Genomic DNA, 22,487 nt, shown 5'->3' on the forward strand with positions numbered 1-22,487 from the left:
GCAAATAACCGGTTTACACAAGGAACAGACCGGCAAAGAAAGTGATCAGATAAGAGCTTGTTCCTAGAGGTGTTATTGACTAGATAACATACGTGGAAGTTTGAACATAGCATGAGGGTTTAGAATTTCAGATAGCAAAAAGGCCAGCATTTCTGCTGGCCCTTCAACTTTGAATAGTGGAGGCGCCTCCCGGAGTCGAACCGAGGTCCACGGATTTGCAATCCGCTGCATAGCCACTCTGCCAAGGCGCCTTCAGTAGTGTTTTAAGAGAACAACTCTTTTGATTGTCACCTAGTAAAAGGTAACAATGAAATAGATGGTGCCCCGGGCCGGACTTGAACCGGCACAACGCGAACGTCGAGGGATTTTAAATCCCTTGTGTCTACCAATTCCACCACCAGGGCACGCAATTCTTTATTGCGATGTCGATTACTGAAAAGTAAAACACCATCTTAATGTCAAATTAATCAACATTACAAAATTTGGAGCGATACATCGGGTTCGAACCGATGACCTCAACCTTGGCAAGGTTGCGCTCTACCAACTGAGCTAGTATCGCATTTTCATTCTTATTATCTCTTAAATTATCAAACTAAGAGGAAGAATGGAGGCGCCTCCCGGAGTCGAACCGAGGTCCACGGATTTGCAATCCGCTGCATAGCCACTCTGCCAAGGCGCCTTTAATAGTGATTTAAGAGAACAACTCTTTGTTCATCACTCTACTCAAAAAGTAGAAGCAAGATAGATGGTGCCCCGGGCCGGACTTGAACCGGCACAGCGCGAACGCCGAGGGATTTTAAATCCCTTGTGTCTACCAATTCCACCACCAGGGCAACGCAATCTTGCGATGCTGATTACTGAAAAATAAAACACCATCTCTCAGCGACCTAAGCCGTGAGAACGAGGTGTACTTTAACGGATGGAAAAAATTCGTCAACAATAAATTTTATCTTTTAATTCAAATGATTAATTATCACTCTCCAAAGAATAAATTTAATGCAGCTTGTACGGTTCTTATACGTTGTTCTCTAGTTTTACAACGCTATTTACTAACTAGGATTAACTTAGGCGACAGCGGCCTATTTCGATTTTTCTCTAACGAATCAAGTAAATGGTGTTTTCATGTGCTTTTCACATTCAACGACTAGAGTTCTAAGTAACTCTTATTAAGAAGCAAACATGTGAAACCATTAAAACGATACCAATATGAGCGCTACGCCGTTCTTTGTAACCTAGCCTACCCTAGAGTTTTTAAACAAACTCGCTATGGTTTTGATCCTAATGGACAACGCATCATAAAGAACCAGTTTGGTAAAACCATGATTCGCGTGTTGTGGAGCAGCGACAAAGACGAAGTGGTTGTCGTTATTAAAGGGTCACACAGCGTATCAGACTGGCTGCTCAACTTCGCCCTATGGACAAGAAGCTGCAAAAGGATTGGACTCAATTACCGAGTGCATGCTGGCTTCTATCATCTAATGTTTCAAGAAAGCCAACCAAATCGCAATGAAGATAAGCTTGGCTTAACGGTGATTGAAAGATTGGAAGCAACGCTCATCCCTCTTTTAGAACAAGGCAAAAGAATCTCTATTACCGGCCACTCTTCCGGTGGCGCGATTGGTTGTGTGTTTGCTGACTACTTTGAGCAAAAGTATCCAGGCTGCGTAAAGCGAATCGTGACCTTTGGGCAACCTGCGATTGGTGATTGGAGTTTTAGAAAGCACTATCGCTTGAGTAAGAAGACTTACCGCATCTGTTGTGACATAGACATCGTGACCTTCATGCCACCCGTGCCGTTACTGTATTGGCATGTAGGGAAGGTGCTTTGGCTATACAACGGCAGAATCTATGAGAATACCCCAACGTTTATTCGCCTTGGACGTTCTATTTTTAGTTGGTTGATAAGACCTTTCTCTTACCACTTGATGAGCAAGTATATCCGTAATAAGGATTTCTTTGACCAACATTGAACGTATAATCTAATAAAGAAAGAGCACAGACTTATTACGGCCTGTGCTCTTTTTAGTCTCTAACTTATGTTGGTGTTTGTTTATCTATTAAAGCTTGAATCGTGACAACTCTTGCTTCAAATCGCTGGCTAAGTGGCTGAGCTGATCCGCTTGCGAAACAGCGTCAGTGGCATCAAGTGCCATAACATCACTCACTTCACGTACAGACTCAGTATTGGCATTAATTTCCGCAGTAACCAGTGATTGCTCTTCAGCAGCAGAAGCGATCTGAGTCGCCATATCGCTTATCATCTGAATTGCCTCACGGATTTGAGCCAAACTCTCTCCCGCCATGTCTACATCGTGCACACTTGTCTTCGCCATATCATGGCTTTGTGTCATCACTTTCACCGCACCATTGGTCGCTTGTTGCAATCGCTTGATTTTGTCTTCAATTTCTTCTGTTGAAGCATGAGTTCGTTGAGACAGTACTCGAACCTCATCAGCAACCACAGCAAAGCCACGACCTTGTTCGCCAGCCCTAGCAGCTTCAATCGCAGCATTAAGCGCTAACAAGTTAGTTTGCTCGGCTATTTCACGTATTGTCGCTAAGATAGAGGCAATTTGCTGACCATGTTCTTCCAACTCACTAATGATAGACACAGCACTTGTAAGCTCGGTTGCTAGTTCATTAATTGATGATTGGCTTTTTGCCATCTGCTGGAAGCCTTGCTCGCTCAATTCAACCGAGTGAGTCGCGCTTTTGGCTGTGTTATCAGCGTTAGCAGCAATTTCAGAGGTTGCTGTCGCCATCTCTGTCACAGCGGTTGCCACCATGGTTATTTCGTCTTGCTGCCTGCTTACGCTATCACTGCGCTTCAACGCGCTGCTATTAGCGTGCTCTGCACCATTGTTCATTGCAGTTGAAACTTGTGTCACGTTCGTCATCATTCCATGAAGTCGATCTACGAACACATTAAACTTATCAGCGAGTTGCCCTACTTCGTCTTTGCTTGAGACTTGAAGGCGCTGCGTTAAATCACCTTCGCCTTCAGCAATATCCGCGAGCGCTTCGCTCACTCGTCCTAACTCCACCAGCTGTCGAGCGACAAACCAAGACGTTGCAGCTGCCATCACGATCAAGACAATCAAACCAGTAGTAATTTGGCTGATCAACATGTCGAACAACGGCTGTTCTAAAACCTCTTTGTCCATTTCAATCACAAGTAGCCAGTCCGTGCCTTTAATAGGTTCGGCCATTAGCACTCGTTCACTACCATCAACTTGAGTAAAGATCGTCGTTAGATTTTGTGCGGCACTGTTCAAACCAGAAACACTGAGTTCAGGCGCAATCTCAGTCACTTGTTTGAGAATGAACTCTTTATTTTGGTGCGCAACGACCGTACCTTCTTTATCAATGAGAATCGCACGTCCATTACCCGGAACCTGAATCGCCAATACGTCCTCGATCAGTTTGTCTAATGCTAAATTAGACGCAACAACACCGATGATCGAGCCATTCTCCGTGACAGGATCAGTAAGTGTTACCACTAACGCTTGCATTGTGACGCTAACATACGGCTTTGTAGTGACGGCTTTATTCTGAGCTAACGTCTCTTTGTACCAACCTCGGACTCTTGGGTCATAGCCCGCTTTATTAAGCGAAGGGTCATGACGGAACATCTCCCCCTCTTTATTACCGTAATAACTTAACCCAAAGCCACCAGATACAAGAGTTTGACGCAAATGAGGTACGATATCTAAGGAAGGGTTTAGCTGCACCTGTTGCTGTAAGCCATGCACGGCTTGTTTCTTATCGTGAAACCAATCACTGATCCCTTTCGCGTGTGCATGCAGTGTGTTACGACTCTCACTTTCTATTGCTTGCCAGCTGTTGTTTTGAAAGGTTTTATAACCCATGAAAAGAAGAATGGCAGATGTCACTGCAATCGCCAAAACTACAGAGAAAACCATCTTTCTCTTTAGACTAAATTGCATATTAAGAACCTCTTATAGAACAATTAAGGAAATATAAAGAGGAACATTATCACTCATAGTCATGTTTTAATTAGGGTTATCCCAAAAAACCATGAAACAAATTGAGCATTATGTTTAATTGTGACTTCTATTTATTTACGGGTTTATCAACGACACATGAATGGTAGATTTAATCGAAGATAACTCAGGATAGAACAGATAATGAAGTGGTGAAACAAGTTGTTTAAAAAAGAAATAGTGACTCAAAGACAGGGAAGTCAGAAACGAAAAAACCAGCCGCTAGGACTGGTTTCTTCTGAATGATGGAGGCGCCTCCCGGAGTCGAACCGAGGTCCACGGATTTGCAATCCGCTGCATAGCCACTCTGCCAAGGCGCCTTCAATAGTGTTTTAAGAGAACAACTCTTTTGAACATTACCCAAAAAGGTAATAATCAAATAGATGGTGCCCCGGGCCGGACTTGAACCGGCACAACGCGAACGTCGAGGGATTTTAAATCCCTTGTGTCTACCAATTCCACCACCAGGGCACGCAATTCTTTATTGCGATGCCGATTACTGAAAAGTAAAACACCATCTTAATGTCGAAATGAATCAACACTACAAAATTTGGAGCGATACATCGGGTTCGAACCGATGACCTCAACCTTGGCAAGGTTGCGCTCTACCAACTGAGCTAGTATCGCATTTTCATTCTTAGTATCTCTTACTTATAAAACTAAGAGAAAGAATGGAGGCGCCTCCCGGAGTCGAACCGAGGTCCACGGATTTGCAATCCGCTGCATAGCCACTCTGCCAAGGCGCCTTTTTAATTCAACACTTTAGGGACTTAAGTAAGCTGCTCCGCTGTGTTCGGGTGCCTACTTTACGGATTGAGAGAAGATAGTCAAACAAAAAAGTGAATTTAAATTCCGTTTGCTGACATTTAAATCAAATTGCTGCATGTTCGATCTCTTCTATCAAAAAACACACAGCAAAATGGATTCAATTTAGGTGTATTGGCGTTACCACTTCTTCATAAAACGACCAACCAAACTTGGGTGATACGCCCAACAATGGTCAAACATGGTCATAAGTTGAGGGTTACCGTACTTAGATAAGCTCACTGCGTGGAAACGGTTTTTGTGTTCTTTCAATTTTTCGACTTGAGCAATCATCTCGTCTGACTGCTTAGGCGCAATAAAATCAGAAAGCACAATCAAATCTGCGTTTTTGTACTTATCACCCGTCATCAAATCAATCGACTTCATCAGCACAGGTTCTAGATCCGTACCGCCATGGAATGAGTAACTTAAGAAATCACTCGCCTCACGCAGGCCATCTTGCCTTGTTAACTCATAGGTAATCTGCTCAGAAGAGAACAGAATCACGTAACAGTCTCTCTCTTCCGCGAGAGCAATTTGCATTAAGGCATAAGCCATAGCTTTGGCAGACTGCTCAGGGAATCCACTCATCGAGCCAGACGCGTCCACACAAACGATGAACGGACCTTTTTCGATATCAACATTCTTGCTATCTGGCTTCTGAGCTTTCACTTTGCGTAATGTACGAGATTTACCTTGCGAACGGTAGCTAAGTAAGCGCTTGTCAGCCAAATGCTTGTAGAAGATAACCTCAAGCTCTGGATAAGCTAAAAACATGGTCTCGTTTGGCAACATCTTGTTGAGGTCATCACTTTCGTGAATCCCGACAATGTCATCGACCGCTTCATCGCTTTTCTCTTCAACCATCTGCAATTCTTCTACAGGGGCTTTATGTAGCGAAGGATCATCTTCCTCACCAGCCATACGGCCTAGTTTTTCAGCAATCTCTTGCAAGCCCTTGTGCTTATTCAAGAACTCAGCATGACGTTTCATGATGGTAAGGTCTGTTTTGCTTAACTTGGCAGATGCCATGTCCCACAAGCGCCCTACACTGCCTTCATCACCCGACTCCGTCACTTTGTCCATGTTTTTCATGGTTTCCATGCGCTGATAAAGATCGGCTAAGACTTTTTCTTTGCTTGTTTCGAGTTCGGTTACTTGAGCTTGTTTGATCGCATCAGAAAGAGATTGGTACCATTGGTCGCAAAAGTAGTGTGGAAACATCGCGTTATAAACGCCTTTGTTGTTTTCCATCAAGCGTCTTGCTTGTAGATAGAACGCGGAGTGCCACTCCAGTTTTTTGATGACACTATCAATCTCATCAAAGAATTGCGGTTCATCCCAGTGAATCACTTCTTGGTAGAGGGCGATTTCTTCTTGGAATCGGTCGGTTTCGCACACTTTAGTGACGCGCTTTTTGACCTTACCACGCCATTTAACTAAGTGATTTTTGACTGATGTTTTTACGCCTTTATTCTCAGCAGCCATCATGACTTGAGAGCGAGCAATGAGATCGTTCATCGCTGTATCAATGATTCCTGAATCAGCCACCATCAAAGCGAGGTTTAAGCCGTCTGCTCCTAACATATGCTCTCCCCTTACTCGAAGTACTGGCTCATAAACTTAATACGCTGAGCAATCTTTGCACTCTTCACTTTCGTGGTTTCAAGATCTTGCGTTACCGCTTGCAAACTTGCTTCCATCGCTTTCGGTAAATCAGGGTCAATATAGTTATGAGGTAACGCATCATGGAATTCAGTACGAACACGTTTTAACTTGAATTCAGCTTCAGTTAACTGCTCTAAGGCTTTCTCAGCACCACTCAACCACTTGTTATACAGTTCTTGATCCAAACCATCTGTGGTAACAACGCTCACCAAGACAGAGCGATTGGCAATGTCTTTAATCACTAATTGGTTCGATGCATCCAAGTCGAGTTTTAAGCGGCATAGGTTTTTATTTTCGTTTACGTAACCGTAAATATCACCGTGGCCTTCTTTAAGAACACGATCAAAATCGTCTTTGGCTACGTATACCCAACGACTATCACCTTTCTCAGATTCAGACACCGACATGTTGCTTTGCAGCATAACGAGTTTCACTAGATTGTATGCACTGCCCACGCTGTACATTTTCGCGTTCTTGATATCATTCTGGTAAACGTCTTTACGCAACAAGCCGCTGGTTGATTCCATAGAGAGCGAAACTGATAGCGTCGATTCAACATCGTCTTGAATCTCTTCTAACTCTTCACGAGACATCTCAATTTGAGCTTTCGACTCTTGTTGATCAAACGCTCGGTTCAATGCAAAGTCTTTCACCACGCTACGAACTACATCGCGCGATTCAGGGCTATGCCATAAACAATCCTGCAGAAGCATGATATCTAGCGGGTTCACGCTATCGCGGCCACTGAAGAACGCACTCGCTTTCAATAGTTTAACGGCCTTCTTCCAGCGTCTATCCGATACATACAAGTCTGACTCTGAGGCTGAGCCTTGCTTCTTAACCGTCTCTTCAAGCATGGTTTTCAGTTCATACAGCTTGTTAAACGAGTTATCGGTCAGCTCTAGCTTGTCGAGCTCTTTCTGCCATTGATGGTACTCAATGTCAGTGATCGCCAAACCTTTTGGAATCACAGCTTCTTGAGAAGTACCGGTTGTCAGCATTGATTTGAAATTTTGTTTGTTTTGAATACGGTTAACAAACACGCGAACCAACATACGGTCATAAAGGGCTTCTAGGCCGCTGTCTTCATCTGGAAGTTCATTAGATGCAGAAACCAACAAGCGCATAGGTACGCGTTCAATGTCGCTGCCGTTCTTAAATGTTTTTTCGTTCACTACAGTAAGCAGTGTGTTTAAGATTGCAGGGCCGGCTTTCCAGATCTCATCAAGGAATACAACTTGTGCTGTTGGTAGGTAACCTTCGGTCAGTCTTACATAACGACCGTTGTCTTTTAATTCTTGGATACTTAGCGGGCCGAACACTTCCTCTGGCGTAGAGAAACGTGTCATCAAATATTCAAAATAACTACTGTTGTCAAAAGCCTGAATAAGACGTTTTGCGATAAGGCTTTTTGCAATGCCCGGAGGGCCTAATAGAAACACGCTTTCACCAGCCAATGCAGCCAGTAAACATAGCTTAATCGTGTCTTCTCTTTCATAGACTCCATCAGAGAGAGCATGCGCTAATTTATTGATTCTTTCAGAGAGTAGCGCCTTGTCAGCATGTGAAGAAATAGAAGGGTTCATGCGTTACTCCGAAAATCTTTGAACAATTGAGAGTGTAGATATGTTTTTATACATTTGTTAGCACTTTGTTACAAGTGTATTTTATTATTGAGTTGCATTTATATCAGATGGTTACGTCGGTAATTTTGGCGCAATCATAGATTCCAATTATGAGAGTAACATCACGAACGGCGTGAAACTAAATCTATTGTTAACCCTAATTTTTCTTTTATTTTCGACACCATAGACGTTATGGTGGTGCACGTCTTCCGTTATACGAAAAATTGGCAAGGAATGTGGCCAGACTGCATGAGTAAAGTTATCCATAAATGGAAAAGTATTTCTCTCATAGAAGAGAACGTGACGCTCCCTACGAACGTCGTGGTAAAACATACAACAATAAACCACCCTGGCGCGGCAGTTATTCTTCCTATCACTTCGTCTGGAAAAATAATCCTCATTAACCAATTCCGCCCTTCTCTTAAGAAATGGCTTTTGGAACTACCTGCAGGCACGATGGAAATTGATGAGACACCTCTTCAATGTGCCCAGCGTGAATTGGAAGAAGAAACCGGTTACAGCGCAACTTCCTTTCAAAGCTTGGGGCAAGTCACCCCTTTGGCTGGCTTCTGTGATGAAATACAGTATCTGTTTGTCGCAAAAGACTTAAGCCTCACTACCCGCTTTGAATGTGATGAAGATGAAGTCATAGAAGTGCTCGAACTAAGCTTAGAAGAACTGCAAGATAAAATACGACACGATCAAATCACCGATACAAAAACTATCGCTTGTTTAAGTAAAGCCCAACTCTGCGGCTACCTATAACACTCTAGGAGAGAAACATGGACTTTCGTTCTGATACCGTAACTAAACCCTCACAAGCTATGCGAGATGTAATGGCAAACGCAGAAGTCGGTGATGATGTATATGGTGATGACCCAACAGTAAACGAGCTTGAGCAGTGGGCAGCCAACGAAACGGGCTTTGAAGCCGCTATGTTCACCTCTTCAGGTACGCAAGCCAACCTACTCGGCCTAATGGCCCACTGTGAGCGTGGTGATGAATACCTATGTGGTCAACAGGCGCACAACTACAAATACGAAGCCGGTGGCGCGGCGGTATTGGGCTCGATTCAACCTCAACCAATCGAGAACAACCCAGACGGCACTTTAGATTTTAAAAGGCTCGCTGCTGCGATTAAGCCAGACGACAGCCACTTTGCTCGTACTAAGCTTCTTAGTTTAGAAAACACGATCAATGGTAAAGTGCTGCCAATGTCTTACCTAGCGGAAGCTCGTGAGTTCGTAAACCAACATGGTTTACAGATGCACTTAGACGGTGCACGCGTATACAATGCGGCAGTCGCGTTAGACGTTCACATTAAAGAGATCGCGCAACACTTCGATTCGATGACGATTTGTTTATCGAAAGGTTTAGGTGCTCCGATTGGCTCTCTGCTACTTGGTAGTAAAGAGTACATCGCTAAAGCACGTCGACTACGTAAAATGGTTGGTGGCGGTATGCGTCAAGCAGGCATTCTTGCTGCAGCAGGTAAAATGGCACTGACTGAGAACGTTGCTCAACTTAAAGCTGACCACGAGAACGCGAAAAACCTAGCGATCGGCCTAAGCAAGTTAGAAGGCTTTTCTGTTAACCCTGATTTCATTCAAACTAACATTGTGTTTGCTAAGTTAGATGAGTCCGTGGATATCAACCGAATCGCTCGCGAACTGGGCAAACAAGGCATTACGATGTCTCCAGGTAACCCGGTTCGATTTGTTACTCATAGAGATATCAGCTCTGAAGACATCACTACTTTCCTAACAAAGCTAGAAAATGCACTTTAACTCTTAACGAGAAGAGCCTCTATCGCAATTAACACTAAAGCTTCCTTCGGGAAGCTTTAATTTTTCATCAAATCTGTTAGACAATTCCACAACAAAACCAGCCTTCGACACCTGTAGGTTTTCTAGAAAACACACTAGATTGACTGGAACAGAACGCAATCTCGTTTTGGCCTATAAGGATACCTTCTAAGAATAACCCCTAAATTTAAGCATTCAATTAACCTTTGAGTTTGAATTTCATTAATGACTTAAAGCTTTGTCTGTTCACTACAGGTAAATAACTTAGTAATAATAATGTCAAGCTTTTAAATACCACGTATACGGTATTTAAAACTAGAGTTAACCTCCCCTAAAAATTCGTTTAAATAACTAATTTCAATAAACAAACAGCAGATACCCCTCTCGGAAATAAAAATTTAAAATCGCTAAAATCAACTTATAATTTAAGTTTTCAAATTAGCCTCCCCGTTAATAACACTGTAACTATTGTGGTGACAAGGGCCCATCAAAAAACTCAATACACTCGACGTAGACCATACTTCTATTTTTATCAATTAAATAAAAATCGCTCGTCAACTCAAACATTGGGGGAAACTCCACTATCTAATTGAATATAGTATTATTATCCAATCATTTAATCTCTTCGGTTCAGATTAAAATCATACTAAAACTCATACTTCTCTTAAATAATAAACTTTTTTTACTACTTCACCATTTTTTAAAGCACATATAGTTTTCACAGTTAAGCAACAAGTTACATTCAACCGTTGAGAGGTGAGATTATGGTTAAAGCATTTCGAATTCTTCATAACTTAATCGTCTCAGCGTTAATTTTCAGTCTGTCACTTTCATTATATGCCAGTGCTAATAGCTTAACGTTAGGAATTAGCGGTCAGATCAAAGACCGATGCGAAATAAACTTCTTCTCTGGCAACATTATGAATTTTACGGAACACCGTGATGTGCAATCGTTGCCTTTTAATATTTATTGTAACCGTCCGTTGGGTATAACGATCAACTCAAAATATGGAGGCTTAAAATATCAACATCAAGGGGTTGATATTATTGAAAGTTACAATTTGTCATTACAAATAGACAAAATTCGTCTTCATGAAAGTAGGCACAGTAGCCAACTTACTTCACCAGTAATGATAGACAGTTCTGGTGTTATTCCGTTCTCTCAACAGGGGAATCTTAGGGTAGCACTCGAAAATAGCTTGCATTACGCAGGTTATTATCAAGACGTTATTGAGATCGAAGTTTACCCTTCGATTCATAGCGTAACAAAGTGAAAACTCTGCAATGTATCTGCAGAACAACATACGCTCAGCAGTATTCGAGCCAATCATTTAAGATAAAGGAATTTCTAATGAAAAAGCTAACACTCTACGCAGCAACAGTCACAGCTATTTTTGGCGCTCAAGTCCAAGCCGCTCCAGGTGATGTACAGTTAGTTGGATTTGTTTCACCTGTATGTGAGGTTACTGGTCTTTCAACGCAACTTATGGACTTTGGTAACGTATCTCAAATTCAAAACCTTTCTGTTAGTGGTCTTAACATGAAGTGTAATGACGTCGATGGTGCAACTGTGACACTGACAAGTGCTGAAGGTGGTCTAGAGTCAGATGATAGCGAAGACTACGCTCTTACATACGATGCAACATTTAATCCTTCAGGCTTAGCTCCGTTCACGCTTAATGCACCAGGGGGCCCAGGTCTAAATGACGTTTCAGTCAGTAATTCTTATGGCGGTTCTGGCGCATTAGCGACAGGTGTTGCCGCATCTATTGATATTGTGACGACAGAAACCTCCCCATGGGCAGGTGGCTACTCAGATACATTAACCGTAAATATCACCTCAAATTAGAGGTTAATAAGTCGGGGGCTATTATTTGGCCTCCGACTTAATCTCAGCCTCAATCTCAACGACGTAAGTTTAATTTGGAGCTTATCGCTATGTATCAATGGATCATACATAAATGGACCGTTCTGTTTTTATTGTCGTTCACTTGTTTGTCCGCTCATGCGTTCAAAGTAGAACCGATGTCTATGGAAATGACGCCGCTTGGCAAAAGAGCTCAAATGACCATGAGGGTTGAGAATTCTTCTCAAGAACCGCTCACGGTTGAGTTGTCTCCGGTATATATGACAATGGACAAATATGGCAAAGAGACCACCACTCCTGCTGATGACGAGCTACTAGTTATTCCAGTGACCGCGATTATTGAACCTGGACGATCACAATCCATTATGGTGCGCTATTTAGGCGATCCTTCCATCACAGAATCTAAAGCCTATCGAATTGCTGTTAAGCAAGTGAAAGTTCAAAGAGCAAGCAGCAACCAAGGGCAAGTAAGTCTTTTGCTTCAGTTTAATACGCTTATCAACGTGCGACCTCAGAACACGGCTTCTCAGCTAGAAATTAAAAGTATCGAACAAAATGACAAAAAGAACAAATGGGTTCTTGAGGTACTTAACAGTGGTAATAGTTATGGTCGATTAACCAATACAACATGGAAAATATCTGATGGTAAAAATTCAACATATTTAAAAGGCGTAGAAATCGCTAAACGTATTCCGGGTACTTTAGTCCTACCCTACTCCACTCGCTTTTTCGAAATGCTGCCTCTTAAAAATTATGATGTGGACACCCTATCGATTGAAATAGAGCAGGATCAATAGCAATGAGACGTTATATCTTGGGTGGGCTCATTTATTGCTTTCTGTGTGCACAAACGTTTGGCATAACATTGTTTCCAACCGTCATCGAGCTCAACACAGATCACAGAGCAACATCGCAACTGGTTGTAACTAACAATTCAACACAAGCTCTCCCACTAGAAGCTAACGTTCGTCGTTTGAACTTCTTATCTGATGGCACGTTCCAAACATCAGATCTATCGAGTGAAGAGATGTTTGTGTTTCCACCAGCCGCAATGTTGGCACCCGGTGCACGCCAAGTATTCCGTATACAGTGGTTGGGAAAGCGATTACTCGAAACCTCCCAGAGTTACTTCGTTCGCTTCAGTACCGTGAATATTGGCCAGAACCACGCGAGGATAGACAAACCCATCGGGCTAACAACCGGTATCAATTTACAAGTTCACTACAATGCGTTGTTGCACATTCACTCGTCCTCTTTAGAGCCTGACGTGAAATTACACATAGATGAACAAGGTCAACTGACACTCACTAATTCTGGGTCGCGATTTACCTATACATCGTTACTTCATTTTGCGGGGCTCGAATCTCAGAGCCAAAAAGTACATGAGGCTTTAGGTGAGCAGTTTATTCCACCACGCTCCATTATTACTTTGCCTTCTTCTTTAAATTATTTACCAGTGGGCACTTACCATGGGCATGAAAACTGAAACCTATCCCAAGATGTGGCAAGTTTTGTATGTCTTGGTATTAGTACTTTTTTATTGTGCTGCCTTAAGCCCTGTTGCTTGGGGTCAAGAAATGGTCTTGAACCCGACAGGACGAGATATTCAACTTACCTCTTTGTTAAGAATAAGTGACACCATACTTGGAGAAGCGGACATTATCATTACCGCAAACAATGAAATCTTGTTACCGAAGGAAAGTACGCTTTCTCTCCTTTCGTCCGTCGTAACTCAAGAAGGTATTGGGAAACTCAATGACACGACAAGCGATAAAATGCTGTCTCAGCACCATTTTGAGAGCGTAGGATTAGGTCTTAGTTTCGATTTTTCTTTATTAGAATGCATCGTGACAGTACCGCCTGAATTTAGCTTAACCCAGCAACTGTCTATGAATGGCGCAGATGATTTTTATAACTATGCTGAGCCAAGTTTGTTTAGTGGATACGTTAACTTTGCCCTTTCGGCTAATGAGAGCCAATATGTCGATCAGAATTCGTCAAGGCAGGATCTCTATCGCAGTCAGTTTGACTCAGCACTTAACATTGGTTTTCTAAACTTTGAGTATGAATCTTATTTAGAAAACAGCTCATCACAAGATTCGCGATACGTAAGAGAAGGATCTCGTCTTAATATTGACTTTGCAAAACAAGGCACACGACTTGTGCTCGGCGATATGTACAACAGTGGTCAATCTTTTCAGGACAGCACCGACATACTTGGTATTGGCTTAACTCGAGATTTCACACTTATTCCAACCAGAAATGCACGACCGCGAGCCAATCAATCATTCACACTTCAAAGAGCTTCAAATGTCGATGTCTATATAGATGGGATTGCAGTCCAGCGATTAACGCTAGGCGCTGGTAGCTATAACCTTAGTGACATACCTCTAGCGCAAGGTAGCAATGATATTGTACTCGTCATCACCGACCGCTCCGGGAATGAAGAACGCATCGAGTTTTCTATTGCGACCGGTAACGACTTGCTCAATAGCGGTGAGTTTGAATATAGCATCATGTATGGAGCGCCTTCTGAATTACAAAATGGACAACTAGAGTACCTAACCGACGAGCGCATTTTCCATGGTTATATTGATGTGGGTATTAGTCCTTGGTTAACGTTAGGTACGAACTTTCAAACCCGTGAAGGTCTTTATCAATATGGTGCCACTGCGTTACTCGCTTCTACATGGGGCGTCACTGAACTCACTGCTTCTCTTAGCGAACACCCTACATTTGGAACTGGCGACGCTTACAAATTTGCGTTCGATGCGGAGTTTTCCAATACGAACACGCTGTCCCCACAACTGAGTTTCAGTTATGAATATCTGGCCAACAATTTTACTGGGGTTTCAGGGGTTGATGCTTCCAATATCGATATCAACTTAACCACTCATTATGTCTCTGCATTCAGCTCCATTTATCTTGGTCAGTCCTTACGTGCCGCCATTACGCTCAATTATCGTTCAGGAGTAGACAAAGAGAACGATTATTGGCTGATTAGCCCGAGTTTATCGGACGGACTGTTTGATACACCCGCCACCTGGAGCGCACGCGTTAACTATCGGAACAACGCAACCGAAGACGATGATATCAGCACTACAGTCACCGTTAGCTGGCCTCTTAGTCGACAAACTCGTGTCGTCGGTCGATACACCACAGAACTCAATGAAGCCGCCTTAGATTACAGCTATCAAAATAATATTGGTAACACAGGCGGGATATCAGCGTTTGCGAGTGTCATTAATAACGAAGAAACGGATGCCGATATGGATGCCGGAATTAACTACACGGCAAACCGCTATGAATTAAATGCAACCCACGCATCGCGGCTTGAAGACATTAGTGGTGAAACACGAAACCACAATACTGACGTGACCATTAGTAGTGCCATTGCTTTTGCGGGCTCATCTGTGACGATCGGCAGACCAGTACGCGAAGCATTTGCTATTGTCAGCAAACATAAGAGCCTTAAAGAGAATGACGTGGCTATCGATCCCACAAAAGAGGATGAGTACGCACGCGTTTATCTTAAAGGAGATGCAAGTGCCATGGTTCCTGACCTTGTTGCTTATAATGGCCAAGTAGTCAGTTACGAGGTCGATAACTTGCCACCAGGGTATGACTTAGGCGACGGCGCTTTTTGGATTAAGCCGGGTTACAAAAGGGGCTTCCAACTCCAGATTGGATCTGATGCTGTATTAACCGTTATTGGCAAGCTATTCGATCGTCAAAGTAACAACCCTATTTCACTTGTCGCTGGTGTAGCACATTACCTTGGTGAGGCAAAACAGTTGCCAATTGACTTCTTTACAAATCGCAACGGCATATTTGCAATCTCTGGGTTAAAGCCAGGTAAATATCAATTAGTACTAGACACTAAAGAACAAGAGTCAGTCATCATTTCCCTCAGTGAACGCAGTAACAACTTGATAAGACTAGGAGATGTGTATGTCGAATAAACAAGTACTTTGGGGATCCTTGTTCCTCATAGCCATAAACCATGTACCTTCGGCATTGGCATGTGAAGCTAGTGCGTTGACTATTCAACCCGTCTCATCGAAATCACAATATGATGTTTTCAGCGCAGGCACATTCGCAACAATAAACACTTACCGTATAGATGCGAACATAATTGGCGAACCCTGCAACTTAAGCTTAATTTTGCAGCTTAACGATACAAGCCGCTCGTTAAAAGGGTCAAACCAAGACAAACTCAACTTTGAGTGGAGTGGACAGATCGGTATGCCAGTGGCTAATCAATGGCACTTATCATTAACCGACAGCCAACCTTCGGCAACGATACAAATGCGATTTCCGAGCAAACAATGGTTAGCATCAGGAACCTATCGGGGGTTATTGGAAGTCTCGCCGTCTTATACATCAAATAGTCAACAAATAGAAATTAGCCCTAGTTCCATCCCAGTATCGGTTACCGTTCCTCCTGCTGCGAAAATTCATTTTTATGGATTAACCCAACAACATTATGACCTTGATCTAGGAACCTTATACTCAAACAAGGTTATTCGTTCTGCACCTAACCTATGGGTTCAAAGCAATACAGCTTATACCATCGTATTGGAATCATCCCACCAAGGAATGCTGCGTCATGAATCTAATGAGACCAAATGGGACATTCCATATCAATTGTCCCTCGATAGCGACAGAGTAAATCTTGAGCAACTGGATGAAAGAATTCAACGTCTTTCGGCTACGATTGGTCAGCCCATTCCTTTGAACATTGTTATTGGTGAAACAGAGAACAAACCAGGAGGACAATATGACGATACATTACAAATTTCTATTGAACCTCGACTTTCACAGCAACCATAATTATGCAATTATGTAAAAATTAAGCCGAAGAGCTTAATTTTATAAAACACAACGTCATAGAATCAAAACATGATTTACCAGGCTCGGAATAAGTTATGCATAGAAATAATTTAAAACAGATGCTCCTAATTGGTGACAACGGTATTAACAACCAGTTTATTCAGCGCGAAATAGGAAAATACAGTGACTTTTCTTTTAGCAGAGAATGTTTGGCGAGCATTGAGCGCTCGAATAACCATAAAACTTTCGATATCGTCCTTATTAGCTACTTGCTATTAGCAAATATCGAAGATATCAACATCATCTTATCCAAAATAGAATCCAATAAATGGGTAGTTTATGATGTCCCTGCAGACATTACCGGACAGAGTATTACCGTAATGCAGTTATTCAACTTGTTTAATATAAAGGGAATCATCTATCAGGATGCTCCTATTGATCATCTTACCCGTTGTTTAAAAACAGTGTGTGACGACGATTTGTGGTTACCGAGAAAGTTAATGTCGCATATTTTATCTAATAGACACGATTACACTTTCAAGTCGAAAGTAATACTATCTAGCCTTACAAAAAGAGAAGTTCAAATATTCAAACGGGTGATTAGAGGAGATTCAAATTTAGAAATATCAAACGAACTATTTATTTCAGAAAGTACGGTAAAGACGCACGTATACAATATATATAAAAAAATAAATGTCACAAATCGCAAAGAAGCGATAAGAAAAGCATATTTTATCAATAGTTTAGAGAACATTATACAACCAGACATAAAGCTCAAAGTATAACTACAATACAAAGATAATAGTAAATTACAGTTACCAACAAGCACCATGACAGTTGGCTTTGTTGCGTAATTCAGTGGAACTAAATCCAGAACCTACGATCTGATCAGCTACATACACTCCCTCTCGTAGCCCTATGCCTAACCCTCGTTATAAAACAACCAACTGGAAGCAATACAATCAATCACTCATTAACCGTGGCTCTCTGACCTTTTGGATTGATGAAGAGGCGATAAGCGGCTGGGCGCAAAGCAAACAGAATAAGCGTGGGAGACCACGTCGGTTCAGTGATTTAGCTATTACGACAGCACTCATGGTGAAACGAGTTTTTTCTATGCCACTGAGAGCGCTGCAAGGATTTATCGACTCGATATTTAGGTTAGCCCATGTGCCGCTAAGTTGTCCGCATTACACCTGCATCAGCCGTAGAGCCAAGCAAGTTAAGGTCTCATTTAAGACTAAAACGAGAGGAGCGATACAACACCTAGCCATTGATGCAACTGGCCTTAAGGTTTATGGCGAAGGTGAAAAACATGGGACGGATGGCAAGCGTAGAGTCTGGCGAAAGCTGCATATTGCAGTCGATACCAACACTCATGAGATCATTGCCGCCGAGCTAAGTTTATCAACGGTTACAGATGGAGAAGTCCTCCCGAACTTACTGAAACAAACACGCCGAAGCATCCTTGAGGTGTCTGGTGATGGCGCTTACGACACGAGATTGTGTCATGCTGCTATTAAGATTAAGGGAGCCATTGCGCTTATTCCCCCAAGAGAAGGGGCTGCCTTCTGGGAGCGTGGTCACCCTCGAAATCTTGCCGTGGGCTGCCAGAAGTTATACGGCTCAAATAAGTATTGGAAAGAGCGGTATGGATATCACAAACGTTCACTCTCAGAAACAGCGATGTATCGAGTTAAACGGTTGCTAGGAGGGCAACTGAGCTTAAGAAATTACAATGCGCAGGTGGGTGAAACTTACGCGATGATAAAAGCGTTGAACAAACTTACTGGGTTAGGTATGCCTGAAACTTGTCGTATCGACTAAGAAACGCCCGAAACGGGGTAGCTCTATTTTTAAATCTAATTACGCAACAAAGCCCATCATTTCTGAAGACGCTTCATCTGCCTAACAAGGCGAAAAGTACACTTTAACTCTAAACAAATTAGCCTCTATAGCAATGAAGACTTGAGCTTCCCCTTAGGGTAAGCTTTATTATTATTTTTTTACTGGAGCAAAGCATGACTTATCAATCCTTCGCTTTTCTATTACTGACTCTTTCCCCTAGCCTTCATGCTTCTGATTTTGGTGATCCCCAACTGGGTAAAATGAAATCACCAAGCTGCGTTTTTTGCCATACCTCAACGGGCGACACAAGTCACCCTGATTACCCAAAACTTTCTGGTCAAGATTCAACTTACCTCTATAACACAATGAAAGCTTACCAAAACGGAGATAGACAAGGCGCTTACGCTCAGATGATGCAAGCACAACTGAGTAAACTCAACGATCAAGACTTAAAAGATATCGCTGCCTTTTACGCTTCCAAAAACAAATAACGTACTTTTTAAGGTCCCAACTAAAACCATCTTGTTAACATTTGAACGGGAACGGCTAGCCTTCCGACTTAGCGAGCCTAAACATATAAAAATAGCTAAATCACCTCAGAAGCAAACCTTCAACCCCAAAAAATCAAAAGTGACAAAAAATATTTAACTATATTATTCAGATAGTTGCAACGTGACTGACGGGTCACTTTTTGTGGTTAGCATTATTCCCTCCATCACTGAATAATTCATTCCGAATGCATGGATTCTTATCAATATGATGAGCTTTCGAAGCGCAGTCTATAACGATTCGCCCTTTTCTATTTATTGAATTCTATGTCTCACGAAACAATTTAACGGACTGAATTTTCATCAATACCCATACAAGGATGATTTAAGGTAAGCCTACTATTGAGATTGTTATGAACGCGATAAAATTGTCTTTAATGGCACTGACTTCTATAGCAACAATAAGCAACACACACGCTGTCGAGTGGGATCAGTTCAGTGGAGAGGTTCTTTTTGTTACCCTCTATACCCATTCTGATTCAAACCTCTACACAGAGGGCAACCCAAACTTAGGCGAAGGCTCAAACCGCGGAGATGATGGCGACAAAACCATTTTCACCCCCCTAGGTATTCTTAACTTTGATTTTGGTGAAGATCGAGATCACCGCTTATACATGGGTACTTCTCGTGATGACTTATCGGTCGGAACGTTGGCATTCGAGTTCGGTTACCAAAAACAGTTAAATTCCGGTACCACATTTGATTTGGCTTACTTACCGACAGTGGTCCCCGGTGAAGTATGGACGAACCCATACGACATGACTCAAAGTAGACAGACGACAGATGTCGATGGTGGCGCAGTGCGATTGAAACTGAGTAACCTCGCGCAAACCAACTTTTCTTTAGATATGGCATATGCCTACGCGGATGTCGATGAAGATCATGTCACGGATACGCTATTAGAACGTGATAGCCAAGCCTATTTCATCAAAGCTCAGTATCTGTCGATGTTGAGCCTTCAATCAGGTATTAACTATGGCTTAAGCTACACATTTCACGATGCCGACGGTAAAGCGAATCAACATAATAGATATGCCTTTGAAGGCTCATACTTTTTTACGTCTTCTACTTATGGTTTAGCTATCACAGGCAACTACGTTCACAGTGACTATCGTACAGAAAACCCTATATTTGACCGCACCAGATCAGACAATAGCTATAAGTTGTTTGTCGCATATGAATATAAAGACCTCGGAAGTTGGGACAATTGGAGCGTAGCGACTTTTATGGGCACACGTAAGAACGAGTCAAATATTGAATTTTTTACTCACCGCGAATGGCTACTTTCAGCTTCAATTAACTACGCCTTCTAGAGCGATTTCACGCAAAGACTAATGAACCTCCACGGTTCTTAATCAAGTCAAGTAGACAGAATGCCCCCAGACAAATAAGCCGTTAGCTCACAGTGTTAACGGCTTTGTTCATATATGCAGATACACATTAGGGTAATTTTTGCCAGTTAACATCCCGTTCAAAGCACCTTAGGCTTCTTAATTGCTATTTAGTCTTAACTTACCCATCAGTTACTCCTATTACTTGGACAATACTTTAAATGTATTCATCGACATAACCTAAGTGTGAACTGTGCTGCTATAGAAGCAATTCACTTCAATAACGCCACAGAACAAAAAATGACACGGCACAAATAAAATCAATTCAAACAAACACTTACAAAATCACGACACTTTATTTTTTGTTGTTAGCCATAGTAGCTCATCACCTCAATACTAATCACCAATTCGACACACTATTCAAATAACAAATAAATAACCGAGGTATCTGATGAGTACAACTCTTGACGCTGAAATAAAAGGGACTGCAGGCAAAGCCAAATGGCTGAGCTTAGGCATTCTTATACTTGCCCAGTTAGGTACGATGCTCGACAACAGCGGATTCGCCGTTGCAACCGAAGCATTGATCACTCAACTAAGCGCTACCATGCCCGAAATTCAATTCGCCAATGCGATGTACCCATTAATTGCAGGTGCAGGCATGATTGTAGGTGGTTTAACAGGCTTATTTCTAGGATGGGGACGCCAGCTTCGTTTAGGTGCATTACTGCTTGCTGCTTCTGGTGCTATTGCGGCTCTTTCACCAAATATGGATGTTCTCATCTTTGGTGGTCGTGTTGCAGCAGGCCTTGGTGCTGTATTCCTCGTTCCTGCGATCTTGGCGCACGTCGCAGGGCTCTACCAAGGTAAAGATCAAGCAATCGCTTTTGCAGGTATCGCTGGCGCAGTCGGCGTAGCAACGGCTATCGTGCCACTCGCGATGGGAGCTGCGCTTGATAAGTTTGGCTTTACCATTTCTTTCTTTGGCGTTACTGCTTACTTTATTTTGGTGTTTTTTGCGACATTCAAGCTTGAAGCAATGCCAAAAGCTAAGTTCGAAGGAAAGTTCGATATTGTCGGTGTATTACTGTCTTCGGTCGGTTTACTTTCAACGATTGTCGGGCTACTGAAAATTTCAGACTGGGGGCTTATTGCGCCAATATCCGACGAGACCTTAATGGGCATTTCTCCTGCTCTACCTCTCGTCTTTTTTGGCCTAGCGACATTATTTGTTCTTCTGAAATGGGAAGCAAGTTTTGAAGCGAAACATGGCACCGCCCTGATTCCATCTGCATTTATCAAAAACAAACAGGTTCTGATTGGTTTGTACTTGTGCGCTATTGTATTTCTAATGTTTGGATCTCTGTTTATCAACATAGCTTACGTGCAAGTAGTAGGTGGTGCTAGTGCTATGGCCGCCGGCCTTCTGATGACAATGTTTGCAATAGGCATGATTTTAGGGACGGTAATCGCGCCGGCTAAGATGGCCAACCTAACGGTAAGAACCGTTTGTCTAACAGGCTTCTCAGTCTCTTTAGTTGGGTTGATCATAGCAACATTTGGTATCACAGAAGACGGTGTGAACGCGCTGCAGCACATTGGCTTAGCTATCTTTGGTTTCGGTGTTGGTGTTCTTATGACTCAAGCTTCTATCACAGTAACGTCTGCATTAGAACAACGTGACGCAGAACAGTCTGGTGGTATTCAAGCGACATCTCGTAATGTCGGTCAAGCATTTGGCGTAGCCGTTCTTGGTTCTGTGTTGATGTTCTCTTTAACTGGCAACCTCAAGAATGATGTAAACGAACATGAGGCGTTAACGGCTCAAACCAAACAAGCTGTTCTCAATATTCCTGCACTACCTTTCACGAGCAATGATGACTTCCGTATGTTGATTTCCGACATTACAGCAAATGAAGTAGAGCAAAACATCATTCTCGCAATCAACGCAGAAGCACGCCATAACTCAGCAATCAAAACCATGTTAGTACTAATGTTGATCGTAGCTTCAGGACTAGTTATCTGTCGTAGATTACCACGTCGTTCACTTATGCAGAACAAAAGTTAGCCCTACAAGCCTACAGCCTTTTTAACAAACATAACCGACACAAAAACGATTACCTAAGGCCACTACAGTAAAAGTGGCCTTACATC

17 protein-coding genes and 9 tRNA genes are annotated in these 22,487 nt (G+C 42.5%); 14 read left to right on the forward strand and 12 right to left on the reverse strand.

Annotated elements, in window-relative coordinates; genetic code table 11:
• Nucleotides 1-177: 177 nt before the first annotated feature.
• From OC193_RS19175 to OC193_RS19195, 5 genes are all read right to left on the reverse strand, one after another.
• Nucleotides 178-251: transfer RNA gene (locus OC193_RS19175), tRNA-Cys, on the reverse strand.
• A gap of 66 nt (nucleotides 252-317) precedes the next feature.
• Nucleotides 318-404 (reverse strand) — tRNA-Leu (locus OC193_RS19180).
• A 79-nt stretch (nucleotides 405-483) separates the two neighbouring features.
• Nucleotides 484-559, reverse strand: a tRNA-Gly gene (locus OC193_RS19185).
• A 46-nt stretch (nucleotides 560-605) separates the two neighbouring features.
• Nucleotides 606-679, reverse strand: a tRNA-Cys gene (locus OC193_RS19190).
• A 67-nt stretch (nucleotides 680-746) separates the two neighbouring features.
• Nucleotides 747-833: transfer RNA gene (locus OC193_RS19195), tRNA-Leu, on the reverse strand.
• Nucleotides 834-1,181: 348 nt separating this feature from the next.
• Between OC193_RS19195 and OC193_RS19200 the strand changes: the two genes are divergently transcribed.
• On the forward strand, nucleotides 1,182-1,970 hold the full coding sequence (locus OC193_RS19200; RefSeq protein WP_048662956.1) for a lipase family protein: 789 nt from the start codon (nucleotides 1,182-1,184) through the stop codon (nucleotides 1,968-1,970).
• A gap of 87 nt (nucleotides 1,971-2,057) precedes the next feature.
• Here OC193_RS19200 and OC193_RS19205 read toward each other — a convergent pair whose 3' ends face one another.
• From OC193_RS19205 to OC193_RS19235, 7 genes are all read right to left on the reverse strand, one after another.
• Nucleotides 2,058-3,947, reverse strand: a complete 1,890-nt coding sequence (locus OC193_RS19205; protein WP_446033457.1) for a methyl-accepting chemotaxis protein — start codon at nucleotides 3,945-3,947, stop codon at nucleotides 2,058-2,060.
• A gap of 303 nt (nucleotides 3,948-4,250) precedes the next feature.
• Nucleotides 4,251-4,324 (reverse strand) — tRNA-Cys (locus tag OC193_RS19210).
• A 64-nt stretch (nucleotides 4,325-4,388) separates the two neighbouring features.
• Nucleotides 4,389-4,475, reverse strand: a tRNA-Leu gene (locus OC193_RS19215).
• 80 nt (nucleotides 4,476-4,555) lie between these two features.
• Nucleotides 4,556-4,631: transfer RNA gene (locus OC193_RS19220), tRNA-Gly, on the reverse strand.
• A gap of 45 nt (nucleotides 4,632-4,676) precedes the next feature.
• Nucleotides 4,677-4,750 (reverse strand) — tRNA-Cys (locus OC193_RS19225).
• A gap of 199 nt (nucleotides 4,751-4,949) precedes the next feature.
• Nucleotides 4,950-6,395: an ATPase RavA stimulator ViaA gene (viaA, locus tag OC193_RS19230; protein ID WP_048660104.1), complete on the reverse strand. Its 1,446-nt coding sequence runs from the start codon at nucleotides 6,393-6,395 to the stop codon at nucleotides 4,950-4,952.
• A gap of 11 nt (nucleotides 6,396-6,406) precedes the next feature.
• Complete coding sequence (locus OC193_RS19235; protein WP_019822307.1) at nucleotides 6,407-8,062, reverse strand: ATPase RavA domain-containing protein; 1,656 nt, start codon at nucleotides 8,060-8,062, stop codon at nucleotides 6,407-6,409.
• A gap of 288 nt (nucleotides 8,063-8,350) precedes the next feature.
• Here OC193_RS19235 and OC193_RS19240 point away from each other — a divergent pair, with 288 nt between their 5' ends.
• From OC193_RS19240 to OC193_RS19300, 13 genes are all read left to right on the forward strand, one after another.
• Nucleotides 8,351-8,866 (forward strand): NUDIX hydrolase, encoded by a 516-nt coding sequence (locus OC193_RS19240; protein WP_048660103.1) that lies wholly within the window; start codon nucleotides 8,351-8,353, stop codon nucleotides 8,864-8,866.
• A gap of 17 nt (nucleotides 8,867-8,883) precedes the next feature.
• Nucleotides 8,884-9,888 carry a low-specificity L-threonine aldolase gene (gene ltaE / locus OC193_RS19245; RefSeq protein ID WP_048660102.1) on the forward strand — a complete coding sequence of 335 codons (1,005 nt, stop codon included), beginning with the start codon at nucleotides 8,884-8,886 and terminating at the stop codon, nucleotides 9,886-9,888.
• A 767-nt stretch (nucleotides 9,889-10,655) separates the two neighbouring features.
• Nucleotides 10,656-11,180: a hypothetical protein gene (locus OC193_RS19250; protein ID WP_230682680.1), complete on the forward strand. Its 525-nt coding sequence runs from the start codon at nucleotides 10,656-10,658 to the stop codon at nucleotides 11,178-11,180.
• 77 nt (nucleotides 11,181-11,257) lie between these two features.
• The gene (locus tag OC193_RS19255) at nucleotides 11,258-11,755 is read left to right on the forward strand and encodes a hypothetical protein (protein WP_017080976.1); all 498 of its coding nucleotides are present in this window, start codon (nucleotides 11,258-11,260) and stop codon (nucleotides 11,753-11,755) included.
• Between the two features lie 89 nt (nucleotides 11,756-11,844).
• Entirely contained in the window at nucleotides 11,845-12,570 is a 726-nt protein-coding gene (locus tag OC193_RS19260; RefSeq protein ID WP_048662958.1) for a fimbrial biogenesis chaperone, read from the forward strand.
• A gap of 2 nt (nucleotides 12,571-12,572) precedes the next feature.
• Nucleotides 12,573-13,259, forward strand: coding sequence for a fimbrial biogenesis chaperone (locus OC193_RS19265; RefSeq protein ID WP_048660100.1), 687 nt, complete (start codon nucleotides 12,573-12,575; stop codon nucleotides 13,257-13,259).
• Nucleotides 13,243-15,735, forward strand: a complete 2,493-nt coding sequence (locus tag OC193_RS19270; protein ID WP_376740091.1) for a fimbria/pilus outer membrane usher protein — start codon at nucleotides 13,243-13,245, stop codon at nucleotides 15,733-15,735. Before OC193_RS19265 ends, OC193_RS19270 begins: the two co-directional genes overlap by 17 nt.
• Nucleotides 15,725-16,606: a hypothetical protein gene (locus OC193_RS19275; protein WP_048660099.1), complete on the forward strand. Its 882-nt coding sequence runs from the start codon at nucleotides 15,725-15,727 to the stop codon at nucleotides 16,604-16,606. The genes OC193_RS19270 and OC193_RS19275 overlap by 11 nt, the downstream gene beginning before the upstream one ends.
• Before the next feature lie 95 nt (nucleotides 16,607-16,701).
• Nucleotides 16,702-17,391, forward strand: a complete 690-nt coding sequence (locus OC193_RS19280) for a helix-turn-helix domain-containing protein (RefSeq protein WP_048662960.1) — start codon at nucleotides 16,702-16,704, stop codon at nucleotides 17,389-17,391.
• A 133-nt stretch (nucleotides 17,392-17,524) separates the two neighbouring features.
• A complete protein-coding gene (locus OC193_RS19285) occupies nucleotides 17,525-18,433 on the forward strand; it encodes an IS5 family transposase (RefSeq protein WP_048666270.1) in 909 nt (302 codons plus the stop codon).
• 194 nt (nucleotides 18,434-18,627) lie between these two features.
• A complete protein-coding gene (locus OC193_RS19290) occupies nucleotides 18,628-18,945 on the forward strand; it encodes a c-type cytochrome (protein WP_048662639.1) in 318 nt (105 codons plus the stop codon).
• Between the two features lie 410 nt (nucleotides 18,946-19,355).
• Nucleotides 19,356-20,315, forward strand: a complete 960-nt coding sequence (locus tag OC193_RS19295) for a DUF2860 family protein (RefSeq protein WP_048662638.1) — start codon at nucleotides 19,356-19,358, stop codon at nucleotides 20,313-20,315.
• A 469-nt stretch (nucleotides 20,316-20,784) separates the two neighbouring features.
• Nucleotides 20,785-22,401, forward strand: coding sequence for an MFS transporter (locus OC193_RS19300; protein WP_048662637.1), 1,617 nt, complete (start codon nucleotides 20,785-20,787; stop codon nucleotides 22,399-22,401).
• The last annotated feature ends 86 nt before the right edge of the window (nucleotides 22,402-22,487 follow it).

The organism is Vibrio crassostreae, from assembly GCF_024347415.1.
Classification (GTDB): domain Bacteria; phylum Pseudomonadota; class Gammaproteobacteria; order Enterobacterales; family Vibrionaceae; genus Vibrio; species Vibrio crassostreae.